The sequence below is a fragment of the Pseudomonas sp. TH34 genome, from assembly GCF_016650865.1.
Lineage (GTDB): Bacteria > Pseudomonadota > Gammaproteobacteria > Pseudomonadales > Pseudomonadaceae > Aquipseudomonas > Aquipseudomonas yamanorum.
The window spans coordinates 421,363-442,874 of the sequence record NZ_JAEKFB010000001.1 but is presented as its reverse complement, the minus strand read 5'-3'; the positions used below and the strand labels follow the sequence as shown (position 1 = coordinate 442,874).

Annotated in this window: 19 protein-coding genes; 14 read left to right on the top strand and 5 right to left on the bottom strand. The window is 60.3% G+C overall.

Features of this window, described 5'->3' with window-relative positions:
* Positions 1-50: 50 nt before the first annotated feature.
* From JFU58_RS02095 to JFU58_RS02065, 7 genes are all read left to right on the top strand, one after another.
* Entirely contained in the window at positions 51-983 is a 933-nt protein-coding gene (locus JFU58_RS02095) for a chemotaxis protein CheV (protein WP_063027876.1), read from the top strand.
* A gap of 43 nt (positions 984-1,026) precedes the next feature.
* Positions 1,027-1,854 carry a protein-glutamate O-methyltransferase CheR gene (gene cheR / locus JFU58_RS02090; RefSeq protein WP_010165768.1) on the top strand — a complete coding sequence of 276 codons (828 nt, stop codon included), beginning with the start codon at positions 1,027-1,029 and terminating at the stop codon, positions 1,852-1,854.
* 235 nt (positions 1,855-2,089) lie between these two features.
* On the top strand, positions 2,090-2,497 hold the full coding sequence (gene flgB / locus JFU58_RS02085; protein ID WP_003214246.1) for a flagellar basal body rod protein FlgB: 408 nt from the start codon (positions 2,090-2,092) through the stop codon (positions 2,495-2,497).
* Between the two features lie 3 nt (positions 2,498-2,500).
* Positions 2,501-2,953 carry a flagellar basal body rod protein FlgC gene (gene flgC, locus JFU58_RS02080; protein WP_017475856.1) on the top strand — a complete coding sequence of 151 codons (453 nt, stop codon included), beginning with the start codon at positions 2,501-2,503 and terminating at the stop codon, positions 2,951-2,953.
* A 16-nt stretch (positions 2,954-2,969) separates the two neighbouring features.
* The gene (gene flgD, locus JFU58_RS02075) at positions 2,970-3,698 is read left to right on the top strand and encodes a flagellar hook assembly protein FlgD (RefSeq protein WP_063027878.1); all 729 of its coding nucleotides are present in this window, start codon (positions 2,970-2,972) and stop codon (positions 3,696-3,698) included.
* A gap of 31 nt (positions 3,699-3,729) precedes the next feature.
* Positions 3,730-5,052 carry a flagellar hook protein FlgE gene (gene flgE, locus JFU58_RS02070; protein ID WP_063027880.1) on the top strand — a complete coding sequence of 441 codons (1,323 nt, stop codon included), beginning with the start codon at positions 3,730-3,732 and terminating at the stop codon, positions 5,050-5,052.
* 172 nt (positions 5,053-5,224) lie between these two features.
* On the top strand, positions 5,225-6,322 hold the full coding sequence (locus JFU58_RS02065) for a hypothetical protein (RefSeq protein WP_201139758.1): 1,098 nt from the start codon (positions 5,225-5,227) through the stop codon (positions 6,320-6,322).
* Between the two features lie 93 nt (positions 6,323-6,415).
* Here the strand turns inward: JFU58_RS02065 and JFU58_RS02060 are convergent, their stop codons facing one another.
* Positions 6,416-9,313 (bottom strand): ribonucleoside-diphosphate reductase subunit alpha, encoded by a 2,898-nt coding sequence (locus tag JFU58_RS02060; protein ID WP_063027882.1) that lies wholly within the window; start codon positions 9,311-9,313, stop codon positions 6,416-6,418.
* 729 nt (positions 9,314-10,042) lie between these two features.
* Here JFU58_RS02060 and JFU58_RS02055 point away from each other — a divergent pair.
* A complete protein-coding gene (locus JFU58_RS02055) occupies positions 10,043-10,768 on the top strand; it encodes a response regulator (RefSeq protein ID WP_177071175.1) in 726 nt (241 codons plus the stop codon).
* Positions 10,765-12,381, top strand: a complete 1,617-nt coding sequence (locus JFU58_RS02050; protein ID WP_063027886.1) for an ATP-binding protein — start codon at positions 10,765-10,767, stop codon at positions 12,379-12,381. Before JFU58_RS02055 ends, JFU58_RS02050 begins: the two co-directional genes overlap by 4 nt.
* An 87-nt stretch (positions 12,382-12,468) precedes the next feature.
* Here the strand turns inward: JFU58_RS02050 and JFU58_RS02045 are convergent, their stop codons facing one another.
* Positions 12,469-13,194: a 4'-phosphopantetheinyl transferase family protein gene (locus JFU58_RS02045; protein WP_177025731.1), complete on the bottom strand. Its 726-nt coding sequence runs from the start codon at positions 13,192-13,194 to the stop codon at positions 12,469-12,471.
* Between the two features lie 179 nt (positions 13,195-13,373).
* Here JFU58_RS02045 and JFU58_RS02040 point away from each other — a divergent pair, with 179 nt between their 5' ends.
* The 3 genes from JFU58_RS02040 to JFU58_RS02030 are packed head-to-tail and all read left to right on the top strand — an operon-like array spanning position 13,374 to position 15,721.
* Entirely contained in the window at positions 13,374-13,682 is a 309-nt protein-coding gene (locus JFU58_RS02040; RefSeq protein ID WP_177025732.1) for a hypothetical protein, read from the top strand.
* A gap of 18 nt (positions 13,683-13,700) precedes the next feature.
* Positions 13,701-14,378 (top strand): response regulator transcription factor, encoded by a 678-nt coding sequence (locus JFU58_RS02035; protein WP_003214228.1) that lies wholly within the window; start codon positions 13,701-13,703, stop codon positions 14,376-14,378.
* The gene (locus JFU58_RS02030; protein ID WP_093207214.1) at positions 14,375-15,721 is read left to right on the top strand and encodes an ATP-binding protein; all 1,347 of its coding nucleotides are present in this window, start codon (positions 14,375-14,377) and stop codon (positions 15,719-15,721) included. The genes JFU58_RS02035 and JFU58_RS02030 overlap by 4 nt, the downstream gene beginning before the upstream one ends.
* 129 nt (positions 15,722-15,850) lie before the next feature.
* Here JFU58_RS02030 and JFU58_RS02025 read toward each other — a convergent pair whose 3' ends face one another.
* A complete protein-coding gene (locus JFU58_RS02025) occupies positions 15,851-16,849 on the bottom strand; it encodes an AraC family transcriptional regulator (protein ID WP_063027892.1) in 999 nt (332 codons plus the stop codon).
* A 338-nt stretch (positions 16,850-17,187) separates the two neighbouring features.
* Here JFU58_RS02025 and JFU58_RS02020 point away from each other — a divergent pair, with 338 nt between their 5' ends.
* On the top strand, positions 17,188-18,522 hold the full coding sequence (locus JFU58_RS02020) for a dicarboxylate/amino acid:cation symporter (protein ID WP_017475844.1): 1,335 nt from the start codon (positions 17,188-17,190) through the stop codon (positions 18,520-18,522).
* A 149-nt stretch (positions 18,523-18,671) separates the two neighbouring features.
* Entirely contained in the window at positions 18,672-19,853 is a 1,182-nt protein-coding gene (locus JFU58_RS02015) for a CaiB/BaiF CoA transferase family protein (RefSeq protein WP_063027894.1), read from the top strand.
* A 123-nt stretch (positions 19,854-19,976) separates the two neighbouring features.
* Here JFU58_RS02015 and JFU58_RS02010 read toward each other — a convergent pair whose 3' ends face one another.
* Complete coding sequence (locus JFU58_RS02010) at positions 19,977-20,471, bottom strand: SprT family zinc-dependent metalloprotease (protein ID WP_026077778.1); 495 nt, start codon at positions 20,469-20,471, stop codon at positions 19,977-19,979.
* Between the two features lie 128 nt (positions 20,472-20,599).
* The gene (locus tag JFU58_RS02005; protein ID WP_063027896.1) at positions 20,600-21,202 is read right to left on the bottom strand and encodes a Yip1 family protein; all 603 of its coding nucleotides are present in this window, start codon (positions 21,200-21,202) and stop codon (positions 20,600-20,602) included.
* Positions 21,203-21,512: the final 310 nt, after the last annotated feature.

Below are 21,512 nucleotides of genomic sequence, written 5' to 3'. Positions count from 1 at the left end.
TAGTGTTGGGTACGCGTCGTACCCCTAAGTTTTAGCGTAGGAGTCTGTGCATGGCCGGTGTAATGGATTCAGTGAACCAGCGCACACAGCTGGTGGGGCAGAATCGCCTGGAGTTGCTGCTGTTTCGTCTGGACGGCAAGCAGCTTTACGGGATTAACGTCTTTAAGGTTCGGGAAGTACTGCAGTGCCCCAAGCTGACAATCATGCCCAAGTCCAGCCCGGTGGTTTGCGGTGTGGCCAATATCCGTGGCGCGACCATCCCGATTCTTGACCTGGCCATGGCCACCGGCTCGTCGGGTTTGCAGGATCGCGAGAGTCCGTTCGTGATCATCACCGAGTACAACACCAAGACCCAGGGTTTCCTGGTGCGCTCGGTGGAACGCATCGTCAACATGAACTGGGAAGAGATCCATCCGCCGCCCAAGGGCACCGGCCGCGATCACTACCTCACGGCAGTGACGCGGGTCGACAACCAGTTGGTGGAAATCATCGACGTGGAGAAAATCCTCGCCGAAGTGGCTCCGACCTCGGAGGCAATATCGGTGGGCGTGGTAGACGCCGAAACTGCGCACAAGGCGATCTCGCTGCGGGTGCTGACGGTGGACGACTCCTCGGTGGCGCGCAAACAGGTGTCCCGTTGCCTGCAGACGGTTGGCGTTGAAGTGGTGGCGCTCAATGACGGTCGACAGGCCCTGGATTACCTGCGCAAGCTGGTGGATGAGGGCAAGAAGCCGGAAGAAGAATTCCTGATGATGATTTCCGACATCGAGATGCCGGAAATGGACGGCTACACCCTCACGGCCGAGATACGCAACGACCCACGCATGCAAAAACTACATATCATCCTGCATACTTCGTTGTCGGGTGTATTCAATCAGGCGATGGTCAAGAAGGTCGGTGCCGATGACTTCCTGGCCAAATTCCGCCCTGATGACCTGGCATCCCGGGTAGTCGACCGGATCAAGGCAGCAGATCACGGCTAGGGGCCTTTTCCCTGGCGGTCACACGATTTAAGAGGCGGTATCATTGTCTACGGGTAATTTGGATTTCGAACAGTTCCGGGTCTTCCTGGAAAAAGCCTGTGGCATATTGCTCGGTGAAAACAAGCAGTACCTGGTATCCAGCCGTCTCAACAAACTGATGGAGCAGCAAGGCATCAAGTCCCTCGGGGAGTTGGTGCAACGGATCCAGGGTCAGCCGCGCAGCGGGCTCAAGGAGATGGTGGTCGATGCCATGACCACCAACGAAACCTTGTGGTTTCGCGATACCTATCCGTTTGAAGTGCTCAAGAACAAGGTGCTGCCTGAGGCGATCAAGGCCGCACCGGGACAGCGCCTGCGCATCTGGTCGGCGGCCTGTTCGTCGGGGCAGGAACCGTATTCGATTTCGATGTCCATCGATGAGTTCGAGCGGACCAACATGGGCCAGTTGAAGGCCGGGGCGCAAATTGTGGCCACGGATTTGTCCGGCACCATGCTCACCAACTGCAAGACCGGTGAGTACGACAGCCTGGCATTGGGGCGGGGGTTGTCTCCGGAGCGCTTGCAGCGTTTCTTCGATCCTAAGGGCGCGGGGCGCTGGGCGGTCAAGGCGCCGATCAAGAGCCGGGTGGAGTTTCGCTCGTTCAACCTGCTGGACAGTTATGCCAGCCTGGGCAAATTCGACATGGTGTTTTGCCGCAACGTGCTGATCTACTTCTCGGCCGAGGTGAAGAAGGACATTCTGTTGCGCATCCACGGCACCCTCAAGCGCGGTGGTTATCTGTTCCTGGGTGCTTCCGAGGCGTTGAACGGTTTGCCGGATCATTACCAAATGGTGCAGTGCAGCCCTGGGATCATTTACCAGGCCAAGTGATGAATGCTTGAGCAAAAAAGGGAGGCCTGCACAGGCCTCCCTTTTTTTATGGCCGCAAAGCGGCAAGCCCGCATTGCCGCTTTACTGGCGTTTCGCGGAAACCCTTTGCCGCTTTTCTGGCATTGCCGCCGGCAATTGCCCCGCAACCCCTTGATTTACGGCGCCCAAGCAACTTGGCATGGCCCTTGCTAAATCCTAGTTACGAAAAGCAGGTCAGCCCCTAAAGGTTTCCGCCATGAGCATCAGCTTCGATAAAGCGCTCGGTATCCACGAACAAGCCCTGGGCTTCCGCGCCCAGCGTGCCGAAGTCCTGGCCAACAACATCGCCAACGCCGACACCCCGAACTACAAGGCTCGGGACCTGGACTTCTCTGCCGTGCTCGCCGCACAGCAAGACAAGACCAAGAACGGCACCTTCGCCCTGAACATGACCAACAGCCGTCATATCGAAGCGCAAGGCCTGGGCAATGGTGACGAGTCGCTGCTGTATCGCACGCCGATGCAACCGTCGATCGACCAGAACACCGTGGACGCGCAACTGGAGCAATCGGCCTACGCCGAGAACTCGGTGAACTTCCAGGCCAGCTTCACCCTGCTCAACAGCAAATTCAAAGGGCTGATGTCAGCCCTGCGTGGAGAATAAGCCATGTCCCTCGCCAGTGTTTTCAATATTGCCGGTAGTGGCATGAGCGCCCAGACCACGCGCCTCAACACCGTCGCCAGTAACATCGCCAACGCCGAGACCGTGTCCTCGAGCATTGACCAGACCTACCGTGCCCGCCACCCGGTGTTCGCCACCATGTTCCAGGGCGGCCAAGGCGGCCAGAGCGGTAGCGGCGATTCGCTGTTCCAGAACCAGGATGCCGCGGGCCAGGGCGTGCAGGTGCTCGGTGTGGTCGAAGACCAGAGCAACCTGGATGCCCGCTACGAGCCGAATCATCCCGCCGCTGATGCCAAAGGGTACGTGTACTACCCCAACGTCAACGTGGTCGAGGAAATGGCAGACATGATTTCCGCCAGCCGCTCGTTCCAGACCAACGCGGAAATGATGAACACCGCCAAAACCATGATGCAGAAGGTCCTGACCCTGGGTCAGTGATAAGGGGCGCCAAATAATGGCCATTGTTGATACCAGCTCGACGAACACCGCGGTCCAGGACCTTTTCAATTCCAAGGTCAAGACGGCGACAGATAACAGCAGCGTCGGCGACGCAGCCAAGTCGGCGACGGGCAACCAGTCGTTGGGCAAGGACGCGTTCCTGCAACTGCTGGTCACCCAGCTGAAAAACCAGAACCCGCTGTCGCCTCAGGACAACGGCGCGTTCGTGGCACAACTGGCTCAGTTCAGCAGCCTGGAAGGCATCAACACCCTGAACGACTCGGTGAATGCGATCTCCAGCAACTTCAGCTCTTCCCAGGCGCTGCAGGCGTCGTCGCTGGTGGGCCGCTCGGTGATCACCCAGACCGACAAGGCCATGGTCGACACCAGCAAAAGCATGACCGGTTCCGTGGCGGTGACGGCGGCAACGGGCAACGTCTCGGTCAAGATCACCGACAAGGACGGCAACGTCGTTCGCACCATCGACATGGGCGCCCAGAGCGCCGGCAATTCCAGCTTTGTCTGGGACGGCAAGAACGATGCGGGCGAGACGGCGGCTCCCGGCACCTACACCTTCAATGCCACCACCAAGAATGACAAGGGCGACTCGGTTGCCCTGCTCACCTCGCTGCCGGCAACGGTGACCAGCGTGACCCTGAGCCAGACCGGCGGCGAAATGCTGCTCAACCTGGCGGGCGGCATGGGCAGTATCAAGCTGTCGCAAATTCAGACTATCGGTACATAGAGCCGGCTAAATACGGCAAAAGGAGAGAACAATGTCTTTTAACATCGGCCTTAGCGGCCTCTATGCGGCCAACAAACAACTGGACGTGACCGGCAACAACATCGCCAACGTCGCGACCACCGGCTTCAAATCGTCCCGTGCCGAATTCTCGGATATCTACGCGGCGTCCAAGCTGGGCACCGGCCAGAACAGCATCGGCAACGGCGTAAACCTGGCGGCAGTGTCCCAGCAGTTCACCCAGGGTGACGTCAACAACAGCGGCGGCACGCTGGACATGGCGATCCAGGGCGGCGGCTTCTTCGTGCAGAAGGGCAGCGACGGTTCGCTGGAGTACACCCGTAACGGTGCCTTCCGTGCCGACAAAGACGGCTACATCACCAACAACACCGGCACCTCGCGCTTGCAAGGCTACGCGGCGGACGCCGATGGCAACATCCAGAAGGGCGCCTTGACCGACCTTCAGCTCAACCTGTCGTACCTGCCGCCGAAGGCTTCGAGCAAGGTGGACTCCACCAGTAACCTGAACTCGTCCTCGCCGGTGATCGACCAGACCAAGACCCCGTTTGATCCGACCAAGTCGGAGACCTTCACCACTCAATACTCCACCACGCTCTACGATACTCAGGGCAACGCGCATCCGATGGTGCAGTACCTGGTGAAGACGGACTCCAACACCTGGAAGTCCTACACCCTGATCGATGGGCGCAATCCTGACGGCTCGCCGATCAGTGGCACCGGTACTGACGTCAAGGCACCTGTTGCCTCGACGCTGTCGTTTGACACCGCCGGCAAGCTCTCGGGCATCATCACCCCGCCAGCCACTGCTTCGAACACCACCCTGACCATTTCCGACTGGAAGCCGGGCGCCCTGGTCAATGGTGTCTGGACGTCTAACGGCGCGGCCGCCAACACAGACGGCGTGGCCGTCAACATGGCGAACATCACCCAGTTCAACTCGGCTACCTACCGCAACCCGCCCACCACCGACGGTTACGCCACCGGTCAAATCACCGGGCTGAAAATCGACGGCAGCGGTGTGTTGTTCGCCACTTTCAGCAACCAGCAGAGCAAGGCCATCGGCCAGCTCTCCCTGGCCAGCTTCAACAACGAGCAGGGCCTGCAGCCAGCGGGCGGCACCACCTGGAAAGAAACCTTCGCGTCGGGCCAGCCGGGTTTTGATACCCCGCAAGTCGGGACCCTGGGTTCGATCGTGGCCAACTCCCTGGAGAACTCCAACGTCAACCTGACCAACGAGCTGGTGGACCTGATCAAGGCCCAGAGCAACTATCAGGCGAACGCCAAGACCATCTCCACCCAAAGCACCATCATGCAGACCATCATTCAGATGACCTGATGTTGTCGCCTTAAGCCGCATCACTGGAAAAGCCCCTCGGTCGAGGGGCTTTTTTTTGCCTGTCGATTGTCCAGGGCAGTCACTGGATGACATGGTTTTGGCGGAACGCCCTACGCCTGTTTTTCCACCTACGAAGCCAAGAAGGCTGAGGTCAACGGGTGGAGAGCAGGCTATGGCGAGTGTGGCGGTTTCAGGTGGTGTCATCGGGGGCGCGGTTTTTTCAGGTCGGGGTGTTGCGACGTCGGATCCGCTGGGCGATGGAAAAAACAAGGGTGTTTCTAACGAGGAAACGCTCAAAAAACTGCTCACGGCGTTGGATGATGCCGAGAAAACCTCCAAGAGCCAGCTCGCGCAGGATCTGCGAGACAAGCTCAACGAAGTGCGAGGGGAGATCGGTGACGAGAAATTCAAGGAAATCCTCAGCAAGCTGATTGAAGAGGCTTCCGGGCAATGGCTTGAGTTCCTCAAACAATTGCTGAAGATATTGTTTCCGGACTCGGACGACACGCCGCCCTCTCCTGCGCCATCCCCGGCACCACCACCACCATCGCCAGGTGGTGGTGGTGGTGGTGGTGGTGGTGGTGGTGGTGGTGGGGCCAATAGAAATGATTTTGGCCCCAGCGAGCCCATGAACAACAAGCCGCTGACCGAAGGTTCAAGGCATTTCAACTACAAGCCCGACAACAGCAATCCTGGAAAGAAGCCGGACAATATCTGGAGTGGCTTCAGCCAGGGCCCTGATGGTAACTGCGTCACCGTTTCCGCGATAAAGGGGGCGATGATGCGTTACGGTCAGAAACCCACGGACGTTTTCAAGGAAGTGAAAGAGACGGGGGACGGCTATCACGTGAAAATGCGTGACGGCTTTGAGCTTGACCTGTCTAAGAAGGACCTCGAGGATGCGGCCAAATATGCACGATTTAAAGGCGATGATCCGGCGATGCTGACGGATGCCAATTTCATGTTCGCAGCGAGTGCCAAGCGTGCACAGATTGAAGGAAATGGTCTGGACGACAGGCCAGGTGAGGCGCAAAGAAGTTTTGCCCATGCGATGCAGAGCCTGAACAATGGCGAAATGCCCCACGAGGCGCTGGATCGCCTTGGGCTGAAGGGGCTCTATAGGAACTCTTCAAGCAGTGAGCTGGCGAGCGGCAAGCTGGGTGTCGTCGCCTATGATCGTCATTCAATGGCGGTGATTGGTGGGCAAGTCGAGTTGTGGGGGCGGCGAGGCGGCTCGCCAAAGCAGGGTATTGCATACGCTTTTATTTAAGGGCGATAAACGAAAAAAGCCCGATAAACCCTATGCAGTCGGGGTTTATCGGGCTTTTCAATCCCGGGCATTCAAGCCCGGGACCGGCTCAGCTTATTGGCAAGCTTCGCAATCCGGCTCGTCGATCGCGCAGGCTTTTGGCACTGGCGCTGGACCGGCAGGTGCGGCGAGAACCGAATCATCACCGTGGTTGCCGCCGCTGGAAACAGCGTTCAGCTTGCCGGTGTTGATGGTCGACTTCTCGGTGCTGGTGGCGGCCAGGGCACGGAGGTAGTAAGTGGTTTTCAGGCCACGGTACCAAGCCATGCGGTAGGTCACGTCCAGCTTCTTGCCCGATGCGCCGGCGATGTACAGGTTCAGCGACTGAGCCTGGTCGATCCACTTCTGGCGACGGCTGGCGGCGTCGACGATCCACTTGGTGTCCACTTCGAAGGCAGTCGCGTAGAGCTCTTTGAGTTCTTGCGGGATGCGCTCGATCTGCTGCACCGAACCATCGTAGTACTTCAGGTCGTTGATCATCACCGAGTCCCACAGGCCGCGGGCTTTCAGGTCGCGAACCAGGTACGGGTTGATCACGGTGAATTCGCCCGACAGGTTCGATTTCACATACAGGTTCTGGTAGGTCGGTTCGATCGACTGCGATACGCCGGTGATGTTGGCGATGGTCGCGGTCGGTGCGATGGCCATGATGTTGGAGTTACGAATGCCTTTCTGTACACGGGCACGTACCGGTGCCCAGTCCAGGGATTCGTTCAGGTCAACGTCGATGTACTTCTGGCCACGCTGCTCGATCAGGATCTGTTGCGAATCCAGCGGCAGGATGCCTTTGGACCACAGCGAACCCTGGAACGTCTCGTAGGCGCCGCGCTCGTCGGCCAGGTCGCAGGAAGCCTGGATCGCGTAATAGCTGACCGCTTCCATGGACTTGTCGGCGAACTCGACTGCAGCGTCCGAACCGTAAGGAATGTGCTGCAGGTACAGCGCGTCCTGGAAGCCCATGATGCCCAGACCGACCGGACGGTGCTTGAAGTTGGAGTTCTGCGCCTGTGGTACCGAGTAGTAGTTGATGTCGATAACGTTATCGAGCATGCGAACGGCGGTGTTCACGGTGCGTTCCAGCTTGGCGGTGTCCAGCTTGCCGTTGACGATGTGGTTCGGCAGGTTGATCGAGCCCAGGTTGCAAACGGCGATCTCGTCCTTGTTGGTGTTCAAGGTGATCTCGGTGCACAGGTTCGAGCTGTGGACCACGCCCACGTGCTGCTGCGGGCTGCGCAGGTTGCACGGGTCTTTGAAGGTCAGCCATGGGTGGCCGGTTTCAAACAGCATGGACAGCATTTTGCGCCACAGGTCTTTGGCCTGGATGGTCTTGAACAGCTTGATCTTGCCTGGGTACTGGGACAGGGCTTCGTAGTACTCGTAACGCTCTTCGAAGGCCTTGCCGGTCAGGTCGTGCAGGTCGGGCACTTCGGATGGCGAGAACAGGGTCCACGGGCCGTCATCGAAGACACGCTTCATGAACAGGTCTGGGATCCAGTTGGCGGTGTTCATGTCGTGGGTGCGACGACGATCATCACCGGTGTTCTTGCGCAGTTCGATGAACTCTTCGATGTCCATGTGCCAGGTTTCCAGGTAGGCACACACAGCGCCTTTGCGCTTGCCACCCTGGTTCACGGCTACAGCGGTGTCGTTCACTACTTTGAGGAACGGTACAACGCCTTGGGACTTGCCGTTGGTGCCCTTGATGTAGGAACCCAGTGCACGCACCGGCGTCCAGTCGTTACCCAGGCCGCCCGCGAATTTGGACAGCATGGCGTTGTCGTGGATCGCGTGGTAGATGCCCGACAGGTCATCCGGCACGGTGGTCAGGTAGCAGCTCGACAGCTGTGGACGCAGGGTGCCGGCGTTGAACAGGGTCGGGGTCGACGACATGTAGTCGAAGGACGACAACAGGTTGTAGAACTCGATGGCACGGTCTTCTTTCTGCTTCTCTTCGATCGCCAGGCCCATGGCCACGCGCATGAAGAACACTTGCGGCAGTTCGAAGCGGATACCGTCCTTGTGGATGAAGTAACGGTCGTACAGGGTTTGCAGGCCCAGGTAGGTGAACTGCTGGTCGCGCTCGTGGTTGATCGCCTTGCCGAGTTTTTCCAGGTCGAAGGTGGCCAGGATCGGGTTCAGCAATTCGAATTCGATACCCTTGGCGATGTACGCCGGCAGGGCCTTGGCATACAGGTCGGCCATCTCGTGGTGCGTGGCGCTGTCGGCGACGCCGAGGAAGCCCAGGCCTTCGGCACGCAGGGTGTCCATCAGCAGGCGCGCGGTCACGAACGAGTAGTTCGGCTCACGCTCAACCAGGGTACGGGCGGTCATCACCAGGGCGGTGTTGACGTCGGTCAGGGCCACGCCGTCGTACAGGTTCTTCAGGGTTTCGCGCTGGATCAGGTCGCCATCGACTTCTTCCAGGCCTTCGCAGGCCTCGGTGATGATGGTGTTCAGGCGGCCCAGGTCCAGCGGTGCAAACGTACCGTCGGCCAGGGTGATGCGGATCGACGGGTGAGCTTGTACGGCAGCTTCTTCAGCCGGGGAACGTACGGCACGTTCCTTGGCGCGGGAGTCACGGTAGATCACGTAGTCGCGGGCAACTTTCTGCTCGCCGGCACGCATCAGGGCCAGTTCGACCTGGTCCTGGATTTCTTCGATGTGGATGGTGCCGCCCGATGGCATGCGACGCTTGAACGTTGCGGTGACCTGTTCGGTCAGGCGCGCAACGGTGTCGTGGATGCGCGACGAGGCAGCAGCGGTGCCGCCTTCAACTGCAAGAAACGCTTTGGTGATCGCGACGGTGATTTTGTCATCGGTGTAAGGAACGACAGTGCCGTTACGCTTGATCACACGCAGTTGGCCGGGCGCGGTGGCGGACAGATCCAGGTTCGAATCGGCGGCCTGCGGCACGGAGCCTTGCGGGTTCTCGCGAGTTGTGTCGGTTTGCATGGGGGGTTGTCTCCACATTCTATATTTATTTGGGCACCATCACGGTGCCCACCGTTCCGTCCTGAAGCACTTACAACAGGCCAAGGGCCTGGCATAACAACTTCGGGACAGGAGGAAGGGAGCTGTTCGCGCCGCTTCCATGCCGAAGTCTTCGGTACAAGCTTGGGGCTCTTTACCGTATTCCTGGTGGGTGACTGCTTCGTACTGCAACACCCGTACCGTTTCTGCCTGATCGGGGCTAAAAACGGCTGCCATCCGCGTGCGCGGTTTGGTCTTCTGAAAAAGGCTTAAGTTCAACCAAACAGGAGCAAGAAAGAACTTGAGTTTCTTGTCTGATTTGTGTTTGGTCTTTTCGCTCAAAAACCCTACATGTAGGGTTTTTTTGGCGACGACCTACAAGATAATGCGTTTTCGGGGGTATGGCAACGCACTACCTGTGGATAACGCTGTGGGTAAAATGTGTATGAAACGTGGAACAGGCGTGTAGGCCGCAGTACTGCTGCATCGCGCCGTTTGTCACCGAATATTCCGAGGTAAAAACATCCGGTTGGATTTTTGCGGGCGCGAACCCTATCACAAAAAAATACGATGTCCGAACGCATTTGCGCGCTTGTGCCAGAGGGCTGGCCCGTTGCTACAATCGGCCCGGATACACGCTGTGTTATGCACCCCCAACATGACAAAAATACGGGGGGCATCTTCCTTTCTATATGGACATCGAGGTCACCCGTGGAGCATGAAGCCTGGCAGGTATTGATTGTCGAGGACGACGAGCGATTGGCCGAGTTGACCCGTGACTATCTGGAGAGCAACGGCCTGCGGGTGTCGGTGGAGGGTAACGGGGCCCTGGCGGCCGCGCGGATTATTGCCGAACAGCCGGACCTGGTGATCCTCGACCTGATGTTGCCCGGCGAAGACGGCCTGAGCATTTGCCGCAAGGTGCGCGAGGACTACGACGGGGTGATCCTGATGCTGACTGCGCGCACCGACGACATGGACCAGGTGCTGGGCCTGGACATGGGCGCCGACGACTACGTGTGCAAACCCGTACGCCCGCGTCTGTTGCTGGCACGCATCCAGGCCCTGCTGCGGCGCAGCGAAAGCGTTGAACCGGCCATCCCCGAAAAACAGCGGCGCCTGCAATTCGGCCCGCTGGTGGTGGACAACGCCCTGCGTGAAGCCTGGTTGCACGACGGTGGCATTGAACTGACCAGCGCCGAATTCGACCTGCTGTGGCTGCTGGTGGCGAATGCCGGCCGGATCCTGTCCCGGGAAGAAATCTTCACTGCCTTGCGCGGTATTGGCTACGACGGCCAGGACCGCTCCATCGACGTGCGCATCTCGCGGATCCGCCCGAAAATCGGCGACGACCCGATCCACCCGCGCCTGATCAAGACCATTCGCAGCAAAGGCTACCTGTTCGTCCCCGAAGCCGCTGCTGAACTTACGCCGTGAACTCGATCTTCCTGCGCATCTACGGCGGCATGTGCGCGGCGCTGATTCTGGTGGCGTTGCTCGGCGTACTGGCCCTGCACCTGCTCAATGAAGTGCGCAGCGGCCAGTACCGCGAGCGCCTGGCCCATGGCACCTTCGCGCTGATGGGCGACAACCTGCAACCCATGAGCGCCATCGAACGCCGCCGCGCCCTGGCAGTGTGGGAGCGCTTGCTGGGCATCCCGCTGGAATTGCAGACCGTGGCCGAGGCGCATCTGGACCTGAGCCAGCGCACCCGACTGCAACGCGGCCAGGTGTTGGTGGAGCAAACCGGCCCCCACGCGGCCAGGGTGCTGCGGTTGGTCAGTGATCAGGAGCAACTGTTACTCACCGGCGAAGTCCAGCAAATCAGCGAACAACTGGCCCGTGCGACCATTTACCTGCTGGCCGATGAGCTGGTGCGTTTCCCGGTGGCCGAGCAACCGCAAAAACTTGCGGACCTGAAAGAGGCCAAGGGCTTTGGTTTCGAGATGCACTTGGTGATGCTCGATCAGGCGGACATGGACCAAGACCAGCGCCGCCGCGTGTCCGAGGGCGATACGGTGATGGCCCTGGGCAAGGGCGGTGATTCGATCCGGGTGTTTGCCGGGATGGTCGGCACGCCGTGGGTCTTGGAAATCGGCCCGCTGTACCAGATGAACCCGTACCCACCGCAGTGGCTGATCCTGATCGCGTTGATCAGCCTGACCCTGATCGGCTTGATCGTCTATTTACTGGTGCGCCAACTGGAGCGGCGCTTGAGTGGCCTGGAAGCTGCCGCCACGCGCATCGCCAAGGGCAGCCTGGAAGTGCGGGTGCCGGCCCGGGGCGCCGATTCGGTGGGGCGCCTGGCGGCGGCGTTTAATGGCATGGCCGAACACCTGCAACGTCTGTTGGCGATCCAGCGCGAACTGGTGCGCGCGGTATCTCATGAGTTGCGCACCCCGGTGGCGCGCCTGCGGTTCGGTCTGGAGATGATTGGCGACGCGGCCACGCCTGAAGCGCGGCGCAAGTACATGGAAGGCATGGACAGCGACATCCAGGACCTTGACGGCCTGGTAGATGAAATGCTGACTTATGCGCGACTGGAGCAGGGTTCGCCGGCACTGAATTTCCAGCGGGTCGACCTCAGCGCGTTGCTTGATCAGGTGATTGATGAACTGTCGCCGCTGCGCCCGGAAATCAACGTGGCGCGGGGCATCTGCCTGTCTTCTGCCCATTGGGATGATGCGTGGGTGGAGGCCGAACCGCGTTACCTGCATCGAGCGCTGCAAAACCTGGTGAGCAACGCCATGCGCCATGCCCAGGGGAGGGTGCTGATCAGTTACCAGGTGGGTCAGGTGCGTTGCCGCATCGACGTGGAAGACGACGGCCCGGGCGTACCGGAAAGCGCCTGGGAGCGGATCTTCACCCCGTTCCTGCGCCTGGATGACAGCCGTACTCGCGCGTCGGGTGGGCACGGGTTGGGATTGTCGATTGTGCGGCGGATCATTTATTGGCACGGCGGCCGGGCGTTGATCAGCAAGAGCAACAACCTGGGTGGCGCGTGTTTCAGTCTGAGTTGGCCACGGGACCAAGAGAAACCCCGCCCGTAGCAGCTGTCGAGCCCTGGCGAGGCTGCGTTGGCCCCAACTCGGTTTCGCGCCTGGCTCTACATCGGCGGCGCTCCCGACGCAGCCTCGCTAAGGCTCGACAGCTGCTACGGCCACCAGGGTCAATAATTGCCCATCATCCACCGCAAACTGCGCCTCCAGCTCCTTGCCATGGCACCACTCTGCCGACAGGTCTGTCAGCAACCGCAGCCGCGCATGGCCGGTATCCGACCATTCCAGCAACTCGGCATGCTCAAAATAGAAGCGCTTCTGCACGATCGGGTAGAGCGCCTTGAACAGGCTCTCTTTGGCCGAAAACGTAAGCGTCACCAGTTGCGCGATCTGCTCTCGCGGGCCGGCGCCCATGCGCTGCAATTCATCCGGTGTCAGGATTTCCCCGGCCAGGCGCTCCGCGCGCTCCAGGGTCAGCAGGTTCTCCAGGTCCATCCCCAGCCCGCGCCATTGTGTCTTGTGGGCGACGATGGCTGCCGCGTGGCCGGTGCTGTGGGTGATCGAGCCGCTGATATTGGCAGGCCAGATCGGCGCGCGGTCCTCGCCGATCGCCGGCACACAATCCAGCCCGTCCAACTGTTGCAAGGCCGCGCGGGCACACAGGCGACCGGCCAGAAACTCCGCCTGGCGCTTGGCCACCGACCGCTGGATGCTCGCGGGCGGCGACACGGCACTGCGCTGGAAGTCGCCGATGGCCAGCAGCGCCGGGTCAAAACGGGTGCTCAGCAAGACCGTGCCGGGCAAGGCAACGGGCAGCGGCCAATGGGCATCAAGTGGGGTGCAGCAGGCGGGTAGGGAATTCATGCCAGGTATTTTGCCGAGTTGGAGGGCCGCTGGATAGCCTGGGGCGGGGGATACGTAAATAACTCTTTACACAGTAGCCGGCCTCGGTTCAGCCCAGGTTCAGAGAGTGTTCAGGGGGAGTTCAGCGGGGGCTGCGTAGTCTGGCCCCGTACCCAAAGCCAAAGCGTATGAGGTAGACCATGACTGCGATCAAGAAGCTGATGTTGGCGTTAACCATGCTCAGCGCCACTGCTGGCGTCCAGGCCTCTGATGCCAGCTTCGCGGGTTTCTCCAAAGAGAAGAGCAAAAAGCCCTACAGCCTTCTCCAGCGGGTGAGCTTCGAGGATGCCGGCGAGCAGGCGGCTCCATGGGGCCAGTCCCTGGGCCAGCACAGCCCGCAGTCGGACTATCGCGTGGGCAATGAAAACCTGTCAGGTCACTTCAACGGCAGTAAACTGCGCCAGCAAGACCTGCAAGGCCGCTATGATATACCCCAGTTGGAAAGTTGATTTGCCTTGGAGAGCTTTATGAAATTGCTGGTTGTCGAAGATGAGGCGTTGCTGCGTCATCACCTGTTGACCCGCCTCACCGACAGCGGTCACGTGGTCGAGGCCGTCGCCAACGCCGAAGAGGCGCTGTACCAGACCGGGCAATTCAACCACGACCTGGCGATCATCGACCTGGGCCTGCCCGGTATGGGCGGCCTGGACCTGATCCGCCAACTGCGCGCCCAGGCCAAGACGTTCCCGATCCTGATCCTGACCGCTCGCGGCAACTGGCAGGACAAGGTCGAAGGCCTGGCTGCGGGTGCCGACGACTATGTGGTCAAGCCGTTCCAGTTCGAAGAGCTGGAAGCGCGGATGAACGCACTGCTGCGCCGCTCCAGCGGTTTCACCCAGTCGACCATCGTCGCCGGGCCCTTGCTGCTGGACCTCAATCGCAAGCAGGCGTCCCTCGACGAACAGCCGCTGGCGCTGACCGCCTACGAATACCGCATCCTCGAATATCTCATGCGTCACCATCAACAGGTGGTTGCCAAGGACCGCCTGATGGAACAGCTCTACCCCGATGACGACGAGCGCGATCCGAACGTCATCGAAGTGCTGGTAGGCCGCCTGCGCCGCAAGCTGGAAGGCCCGGCGGGGTTCAAGCCGATCGACACCGTGCGCGGTCTGGGCTACCTGTTTAATGAGCGCTGCCGTTGATTCGCTCGTTACGTGTGCGTTTGATGCTCGCGGCCACCACTCTGGCCGTGCTGTTTATGCTGGCCTTGTTGCCCGCCATGCAGGGCGCCTTCAGCCTGGCTCTGCAGGACTCCATCGAGCAGCGCCTGGCGTCGGATGTCACCACGCTGATTTCGGCGGCCCGGGTTGAAAACAATCGCCTGTTGATGCCTGCGCAGTTGCCGGATGAGCGCTTCAACCTCACCGACAGCCGTTTGCTGGGCTACATCTATGACCGCGAAGGCCATCTGGTCTGGCGTTCGCGCGCGACCCAGGAAGAGAACATCAACTACAAGCCGCGCTATGACGGGCGCGGCAACGAGTTTGCACGGATCCGCGAGGCCAACGGCCAGGAATTTTTTGTCTACGACGTCGAGGTCAAGCTGCTGGGCGGCAAGAGCGCGGCGTTCAGTATTGTCGCCCTGCAACCGGTGCGCGAATACCAACTGACCCTCGAAGGCCTGCGGGAAAACCTCTACCTGGGCTTCGGCGCCGCCTTGCTGGTGCTGCTGACCCTGTTGTGGCTGGGCCTGACCTGGGGCCTGCAAGCGTTGCGGCGGCTGAGCCAGGAACTGGATGAAATCGAAGGCGGCACGCGGGAAAGTCTCAGTGAACAACATCCTCGCGAACTTTTGCGTCTGACCGGCTCCCTCAACCGTCTGCTCCACAGCGAGCGCGAGCAACGCACCCGTTACCGCGATTCCCTGGATGACCTGGCCCACAGCCTGAAAACTCCGTTGGCGGTGCTGCAAGGCGTGAGCGAAGACATGGCCCAGCGCCCCGAAGATCGGGACCAGGCCTGGGTGCTGCAATCGCAGATCGAGCGCATGAGCCAGCAGATCAGCTACCAATTGCAGCGCGCCAGCCTGCGTAAAAGCGGCCTGGTGCGTCACCAGGTGCGGCTGGAACCGGTGCTGCAAAGCCTGTGCGACACGCTGGACAAGGTTTACCGCGATAAGGGTGTGAAGGTCGCCTTTGAACTGCCGGAAGAATGCGACGTGCCCATTGAGAAGGGGGCCTTGCTGGAGCTGCTCGGCAACCTGCTGGAAAACGCCTATCGCCTGTGCCTGAGCGAAGTGCGCATCACCTTGCAGGAAAGCCTGGAAGGCACCGAACTGTGCATTGAAGACGACGGCCCCGGCGTGCCACCGGACCAGCGTGCGCGCATCCTGCAACGGGGCGAACGCCTGGACCGCCAGCATCCGGGGCAGGGCATTGGCCTGGCGGTGGTCAAGGACATCATTGAAAGCTACGGCGCACGGTTGACCCTTGGGGATTCACCGCTGGGTGGCGCGGCGTTCAAGATCCACTTCCCGGCTGTTTGATCTTTATTGGCTGTGCCGGCCTCTTCGCGAGCAAGCCCGCTCCCACATTCGATGGCATTCCCAAGGTGGAACTCGGTCAAATGTGGGAGCGGGCTTGCTCGCGAAGAGGCCAGTCGCATCAATACACACCTAGCTTTCCTGCGCTCTATAGGCCCCCGGCGTCAGCCCGGTCCATTTCTTGAACGCCCGATGAAACGCCGACGGCTCGGAAAACCCCAGCTGCTCGGCGATCTCCTGCAACGACAAATCCGCCCGCCCCAAATGGTAAATCGCAATGTCCCGGCGTAATTCATCCTTGAGCGCCTGAAAGCTGGTGCCTTCCTCCCGCAAATGCCGACGCAGGGTCTGCGGGCTGATATGCAGGTGCTGGGCGACGGCTTCCAGGTCGGGCCACGGCGTGCGGTCGCGGCTCAATAAGCGGCGCAATTGGCTGCTCAGGCTGTCGCCTTCATCCGGCCGTGACAGCAGGTCGGCCGGTGAGCGTTCAAGGAAGTGCTTGAGGGTGCGTTCGTCCTGCAGCAGCGGCAGGCTCAGGTAGCGACTGGGAAATACCAGGCTGCTGGTGGGCGCGGCGAACACCTGTGGGCAGGGGAACAGCAAGTCGTACTCACCGGCGTGGGGCGGCATCGGGTAGCTGAAGGTGGCCTGGTCCAGGCGGATGCGCTGGCCAATCAGCCAACTGCCGAGGCGATGCCAGATTACCAGCAGGCATTCGCTGAGGAAGTGATCCGGGTCCCACAGCTGCGAGTCGTCCAGGCTCAAGCGGGCCATTTCCCCTTCACGGGTCAGGCGCCAGCGCGGACCCTGCGGGAATAGGCTATAAAATAATAAGCCGCGTTCCAGAGCCTTCTCGAGGGTGCGGCAGTGAATCAGCGCGTGGCACATCATGGCGAAGGTGCCGCGCTTGCTCGGGCCTTCGGCGAAACCCAGGTATTCGTCATCCAGCGCCAGCCACAGCATTTGCAACAGCCGGGTGAATTGCTCCGGGGCGATGCGGGCGCGGGGTTCGCTCAGCAGTTCCGGGGTAATGCCCACTTGCTGCAGCAGGCCCGAATAGTCGTAGCCGGCTCGACGAGCACCGCCTAGAGCGGCCCGGGCGTAATGACTGGCGATGGTACGTTCACGCATGAGGGGCCTCGTCCATTGAGTGGCGGATGTTAGCCATCCTGTGGGGGTGCAACAAGGCGGATATCCGCCAAATTGTAGGACGAGATCAGATGAGTAGGCGGAAATCCGCCACTGTCTGTAGGCGTTGTCTCAAAATGAAAATCGCCCAAGGGCTGATGTCTAAAGGCCTTCAGCGGTTTTCAGTAAAAGTGGCACGACGCTTGCGATAGAGAGCGCAGGGAGACCGGCCTTGAGCGGGCTCTCAAACAACAAATCCCTCCAGTGCAGGAGGGTTCGCAATTCAAGTGTCGTGGGCAATGGCGGATATTTGCCACACGGGACGATTGAGGAACTTTGCAATGACGACTCGTCAGCCACTGTACAAATCCCTGTATTTCCAGGTGATCGTTGCAATCGTTATCGGTATTTTGCTCGGTCACTTCTACCCGCAGACCGGCGTGGCCCTCAAGCCACTGGGTGACGGCTTCATCAAGCTGATCAAAATGGTCATTGCCCCGATCATCTTCTGCACCGTTGTCAGCGGCATCGCTGGCATGCAAAGCATGAAATCGGTCGGCAAAACCGGCGGCTACGCGCTGCTATACTTCGAAGTCGTCTCCACCATTGCCCTGCTGATCGGCCTGATCGTGGTCAACGTTGTGCAACCGGGCGCCGGCATGCACATCGACGTGGCTACCCTGGACGCCTCTAAAGTCGCTGCCTATGTGACTGCCGGTGCAGACCAGAGCATCGTTGGCTTCCTGCTGAACGTGATCCCGAACACCATCGTCGGTGCGTTCGCGACCGGTGACATCCTGCAAGTCCTGATGTTCTCGGTGATCTTCGGTTTCGCCCTGCATCGCCTGGGTGCCTACGGCAAGCCGGTGCTGGACTTCATCGATCGCTTTGCCCACGTGATGTTCAACATCATCAACATGATCATGAAGCTCGCGCCAATCGGTGCCCTGGGCGCCATGGCGTTCACCATCGGTGCCTACGGCGTAGGGTCGCTGGTGCAGCTCGGTCAGTTGATGATCTGCTTCTACATCACCTGCATCCTGTTCGTGGTCGTGGTGCTGGGCGCCATCTGCCGCGCACACGGCTTCAGCGTCCTGAAACTGATCCGCTACATCCGTGAAGAACTGCTGATCGTACTGGGTACTTCCTCGTCCGAATCCGCACTGCCACGCATGCTGATCAAAATGGAACGCCTGGGCGCCAAAAAGTCGGTCGTCGGCCTGGTTATCCCGACTGGCTACTCCTTCAACCTGGACGGTACTTCGATCTACCTGACCATGGCCGCCGTGTTCATCGCCCAGGCGACTGACACCCACATGGACATCACCCACCAGATCACCCTGTTGCTGGTACTGCTGCTGTCCTCCAAAGGCGCTGCTGGCGTGACGGGTAGTGGTTTCATCGTACTGGCCGCTACCCTGTCGGCTGTTGGCCACCTGCCGGTTGCCGGCCTGGCGCTGATCCTGGGTATCGACCGCTTCATGTCCGAAGCCCGCGCACTGACCAACCTGGTAGGCAACGCGGTTGCCACCCTGGTTGTGGCCAAGTGGGTCAAGGAACTGGACGAAGACAAGCTGCAAGTCGAACTGGCTTCCGGTGGTCGCGGTATCTCCGACACCCGTGAAGAAGACGATCTGGGCGTGGCCGAAGGCCCGGCTCCAACCGCCGTCAAGTAAGGCTGCACCCTGTGTGAAAAACCCATCTTCGGATGGGTTTTTTTATGCCTGCGCAAAACATCAGTCACTCCGGATGATGGTTTATGTGATTGCTGCTGAGCGCCAGGTTTGCCTACTCTGTGGCCAATCGAATCGGAATCGGAGTCCCCATGTCAGGTCCCTTGGCGTCCCTCAAAGTACTGGATTTCTCCACCTTGCTGCCGGGGCCGTTCGCCTCGTTGCTGCTGGCCGACATGGGCGCCGAGGTGTTGCGCATCGAATCCCCCACGCGCATGGACCTGCTGCGGGTATTGCCGCCCCATGACCAGGGCGTGTCGGCCAGCCATGCCTACCTCAACCGCAACAAGCGTAGCCTGGCCCTGGACCTCAAGCAGGCCGAGGCGGTGGCGATCGTGCGGCAGTTGGTGGCGGACCATGACATCGTCCTTGAGCAGTTTCGGCCCGGGGTGATGGAGCGCCTGGGCCTGGGTTACGAGGCATTGAGGGCGATCAACCCGAAGCTGATCTACGTCTCCATTACCGGCTACGGCCAGACCGGGCCCTACAAGGACCGTGCCGGCCATGACATCAACTACCTGGCCCTTGCGGGTGTCGCCAGTTACACCGGGCGCCAGGACAGCGGGCCGTTGCCCCTGGGCGTGCAGTTGGCCGACGTGGGCGGAGGTTCGTTGCATGCGGTGATCGGCTTGCTGGCGGCGGTGATTGCCCGGCAGCAGAGCGGGGTGGGGCAATACCTGGACGTGAGCATGACCGACTGCGCCTTCAGCCTGAATGCCATGGCCGGCGCGGGTTACCTGGCGTGCGGCGTGGAGCCGGCGTGGGAGAACCAGGTGCTCAATGGCGGCAGCTTCTATGACTATTACCGCTCGCGGGAAGGGCGGTGGTTGTCGGTGGGCAGCCTGGAGCCGGGCTTTATGCAGCAGCTGTGTACGGCCCTTGGGTGCCCCGAGTTGGCGGCGCAGGGCTTGTCGCCCAAACTCGAGCAGCAGAAAGCCCTCAAGCTGGCGCTGCAGGTCGAGTTCGAGAAACGCAGCTTTGATGAGCTGTGTGAGCTGTTTGCCGGGCTTGATGCGTGTGTCGAGCCGGTCCTGAATCTGAGCGAGGCCGTTGAGCACCCGCAGTTGAAAGCCCGGGAGCTGGTCAGCCAGGTGCCGCGGGGCGATGGTTCCAGCCAGGCGCAAATCGCCTGCCCGCTGAAGTTTTCCGAGGGCTTGCCGGCGGCCAGGCATATAGGCGCGGCGGTGGGCGCTCACACGGATGAGGTGTTGGTGGAGTTGGGCTTCAGTGCTCAGCAGATAGATGATTTGCGGCGTGCCAAGGTGATTCAGTAGCGCCTGGGCCGGCCCCTTCGCGAGCAAGCCCGCTCTCACATTCAACCGCATTCCAAAGGTGGAACTCGGTCAAATGTGGGAGCGGGCTTGCTCGCGAAGAGGGCCTTACAAGCACCACAAACCTCACTCGACGCGGGTTTCCCCGGTAAATACTAAAGTCTGCCGACACCTGCGACACAAATACCGCCGCCCCTGGCTCACCAGCCCATGACGCTGTGGCGAAAACGGAAAGTCACTGTCCGCACACGGGCAGCGGTAGATATACCGCGTCACGCGCCGCCGCTGGATTTCATAGGTGTGGCAGCGATCCGGCGGCAGTTCGTAAACCCCACGCATGATCAACTGCCATTCTTCGCCATGGGGCTGGATGCGCTCGCCAAACAATTGGTGGGCAATCAGGTGCGCCACTTCATGGGCGACCGTCTGTTTAAGGAAGTGTTGGCTGTTTTCACGGTACAGCTGCGGGTTGAAGCGCAGCAGGTTCTCGTGCAAATGCGCGACACCGGCCTTCTGGCCCCGCAGCTTGAGGCTGACCTGGGGGCGTTTGAAGCTTCGTTTGAAAAAGGATTCGGCTTGCAGGAAACAATCTTCGACGCGGGTATTGAGTTGCTCGGGCATGCTGTACATATCTCCAGAGACGTCCAGTATGCCGCAAACAAGGGTGTATCCGAATCTGTCAGGCGCCGAATGGTCATGCATAACGCACAAAGCCACCTTGCGGTGGCTTTTCCTGCGGGTAAACCGCGTCAGTTGGTGTAGATCGGGCCTACGCCCAGCCCCCAGACAATCACGGTGAAGGCCATGATCGCCACCAGTACCACCAGGCCTACCGCCAGTACCGAGCTCGAAAACAGGAAGCCCTCGTCCGGGTGGATGTTCATGAAGGTCGGCAATCCTACGTACAGCAGGTACACCGTGTAGCAAATGGCGGCCGTGCCAACGACCATCCCCAGCCACATGTGCGGGTACAGTGCCGCCAGCCCGCCGACAAACAGCGGTGTCGCGGTATAGGTGGCAAACGCCACGCAGCGCGCCATGCTGGGGTTGGCGTCATAGGTGCGTGCCATCCAGTGAATGAAAGCGCCCATCACCGCCACGCCGCCGAGCATCGCCGCGTAGGACATGATGGTCATCCACAACGCGCTTTCCACCGTCAGCATCACCGGCGCGCGGCTGCCGATGACCCAACCTACCTGAGTGGTACCGATAAACGCTGATACAGCGGGGATCGCCGCGAGAATCAGCGTGTGGGTGAGGTACATATGGCCGATGCTTTCTTCTTTATCGCCACGAATTTCCCGCCATTCCTGATCGGGGTGGGTGAAAAGTCCCACGACGTGATGGATCATGCCAGTCACTCCTGTCGTTATTACCATCGCCCCCCAGTGGAGCGCCCACGGGCCAATTGGCCTGAAAGGTCTGGATATATGTGCGACCTTATGTCGCAGTATAGGAAGTCATGACCGGAAAAAGTGTGGGGCTTTAGAGCAAATTGCGCTGTAAACATTGGGCTTAATCGCGGCGGGGTCTGTTGATTGGATTGCGGTCAAATGTGGGAGCGGGCTTGCTCGTGAATGCGGTGGGTCAGCGAAATACCTGGCGAATGACACTTCGCATTCGCGAGCAAGCCCGCTCCCACATTGGAACTCGGTGGTCCAT

What these genes read in the sequence shown, in the direction of transcription:
- flgB (WP_003214246.1), top strand. Translation starts at nt 2,090, where the DNA reads ATGAGCATCAGCTTCGATAAAGCGCTCGGTATCCACGAACAAGCCCTG.
- flgE (WP_063027880.1), top strand. Translation starts at nt 3,730, where the DNA reads ATGTCTTTTAACATCGGCCTTAGCGGCCTCTATGCGGCCAACAAACAA.
- JFU58_RS02015 (WP_063027894.1), top strand. Translation starts at nt 18,672, where the DNA reads ATGTCAGGTCCCTTGGCGTCCCTCAAAGTACTGGATTTCTCCACCTTG.
- JFU58_RS02035 (WP_003214228.1), top strand. Translation starts at nt 13,701, where the DNA reads ATGAAATTGCTGGTTGTCGAAGATGAGGCGTTGCTGCGTCATCACCTG.
- JFU58_RS02025 (WP_063027892.1), bottom strand. Translation starts at nt 16,849, where the DNA reads ATGCGTGAACGTACCATCGCCAGTCATTACGCCCGGGCCGCTCTAGGC.
- JFU58_RS02045 (WP_177025731.1), bottom strand. Translation starts at nt 13,194, where the DNA reads ATGAATTCCCTACCCGCCTGCTGCACCCCACTTGATGCCCATTGGCCG.
- JFU58_RS02005 (WP_063027896.1), bottom strand. Translation starts at nt 21,202, where the DNA reads ATGATCCATCACGTCGTGGGACTTTTCACCCACCCCGATCAGGAATGG.
- JFU58_RS02065 (WP_201139758.1), top strand. Translation starts at nt 5,225, where the DNA reads ATGGCGAGTGTGGCGGTTTCAGGTGGTGTCATCGGGGGCGCGGTTTTT.
- flgC (WP_017475856.1), top strand. Translation starts at nt 2,501, where the DNA reads ATGTCCCTCGCCAGTGTTTTCAATATTGCCGGTAGTGGCATGAGCGCC.
- JFU58_RS02020 (WP_017475844.1), top strand. Translation starts at nt 17,188, where the DNA reads ATGACGACTCGTCAGCCACTGTACAAATCCCTGTATTTCCAGGTGATC.
- flgD (WP_063027878.1), top strand. Translation starts at nt 2,970, where the DNA reads ATGGCCATTGTTGATACCAGCTCGACGAACACCGCGGTCCAGGACCTT.
- JFU58_RS02010 (WP_026077778.1), bottom strand. Translation starts at nt 20,471, where the DNA reads ATGCCCGAGCAACTCAATACCCGCGTCGAAGATTGTTTCCTGCAAGCC.
- JFU58_RS02095 (WP_063027876.1), top strand. Translation starts at nt 51, where the DNA reads ATGGCCGGTGTAATGGATTCAGTGAACCAGCGCACACAGCTGGTGGGG.
- JFU58_RS02060 (WP_063027882.1), bottom strand. Translation starts at nt 9,313, where the DNA reads ATGCAAACCGACACAACTCGCGAGAACCCGCAAGGCTCCGTGCCGCAG.
- JFU58_RS02040 (WP_177025732.1), top strand. Translation starts at nt 13,374, where the DNA reads ATGACTGCGATCAAGAAGCTGATGTTGGCGTTAACCATGCTCAGCGCC.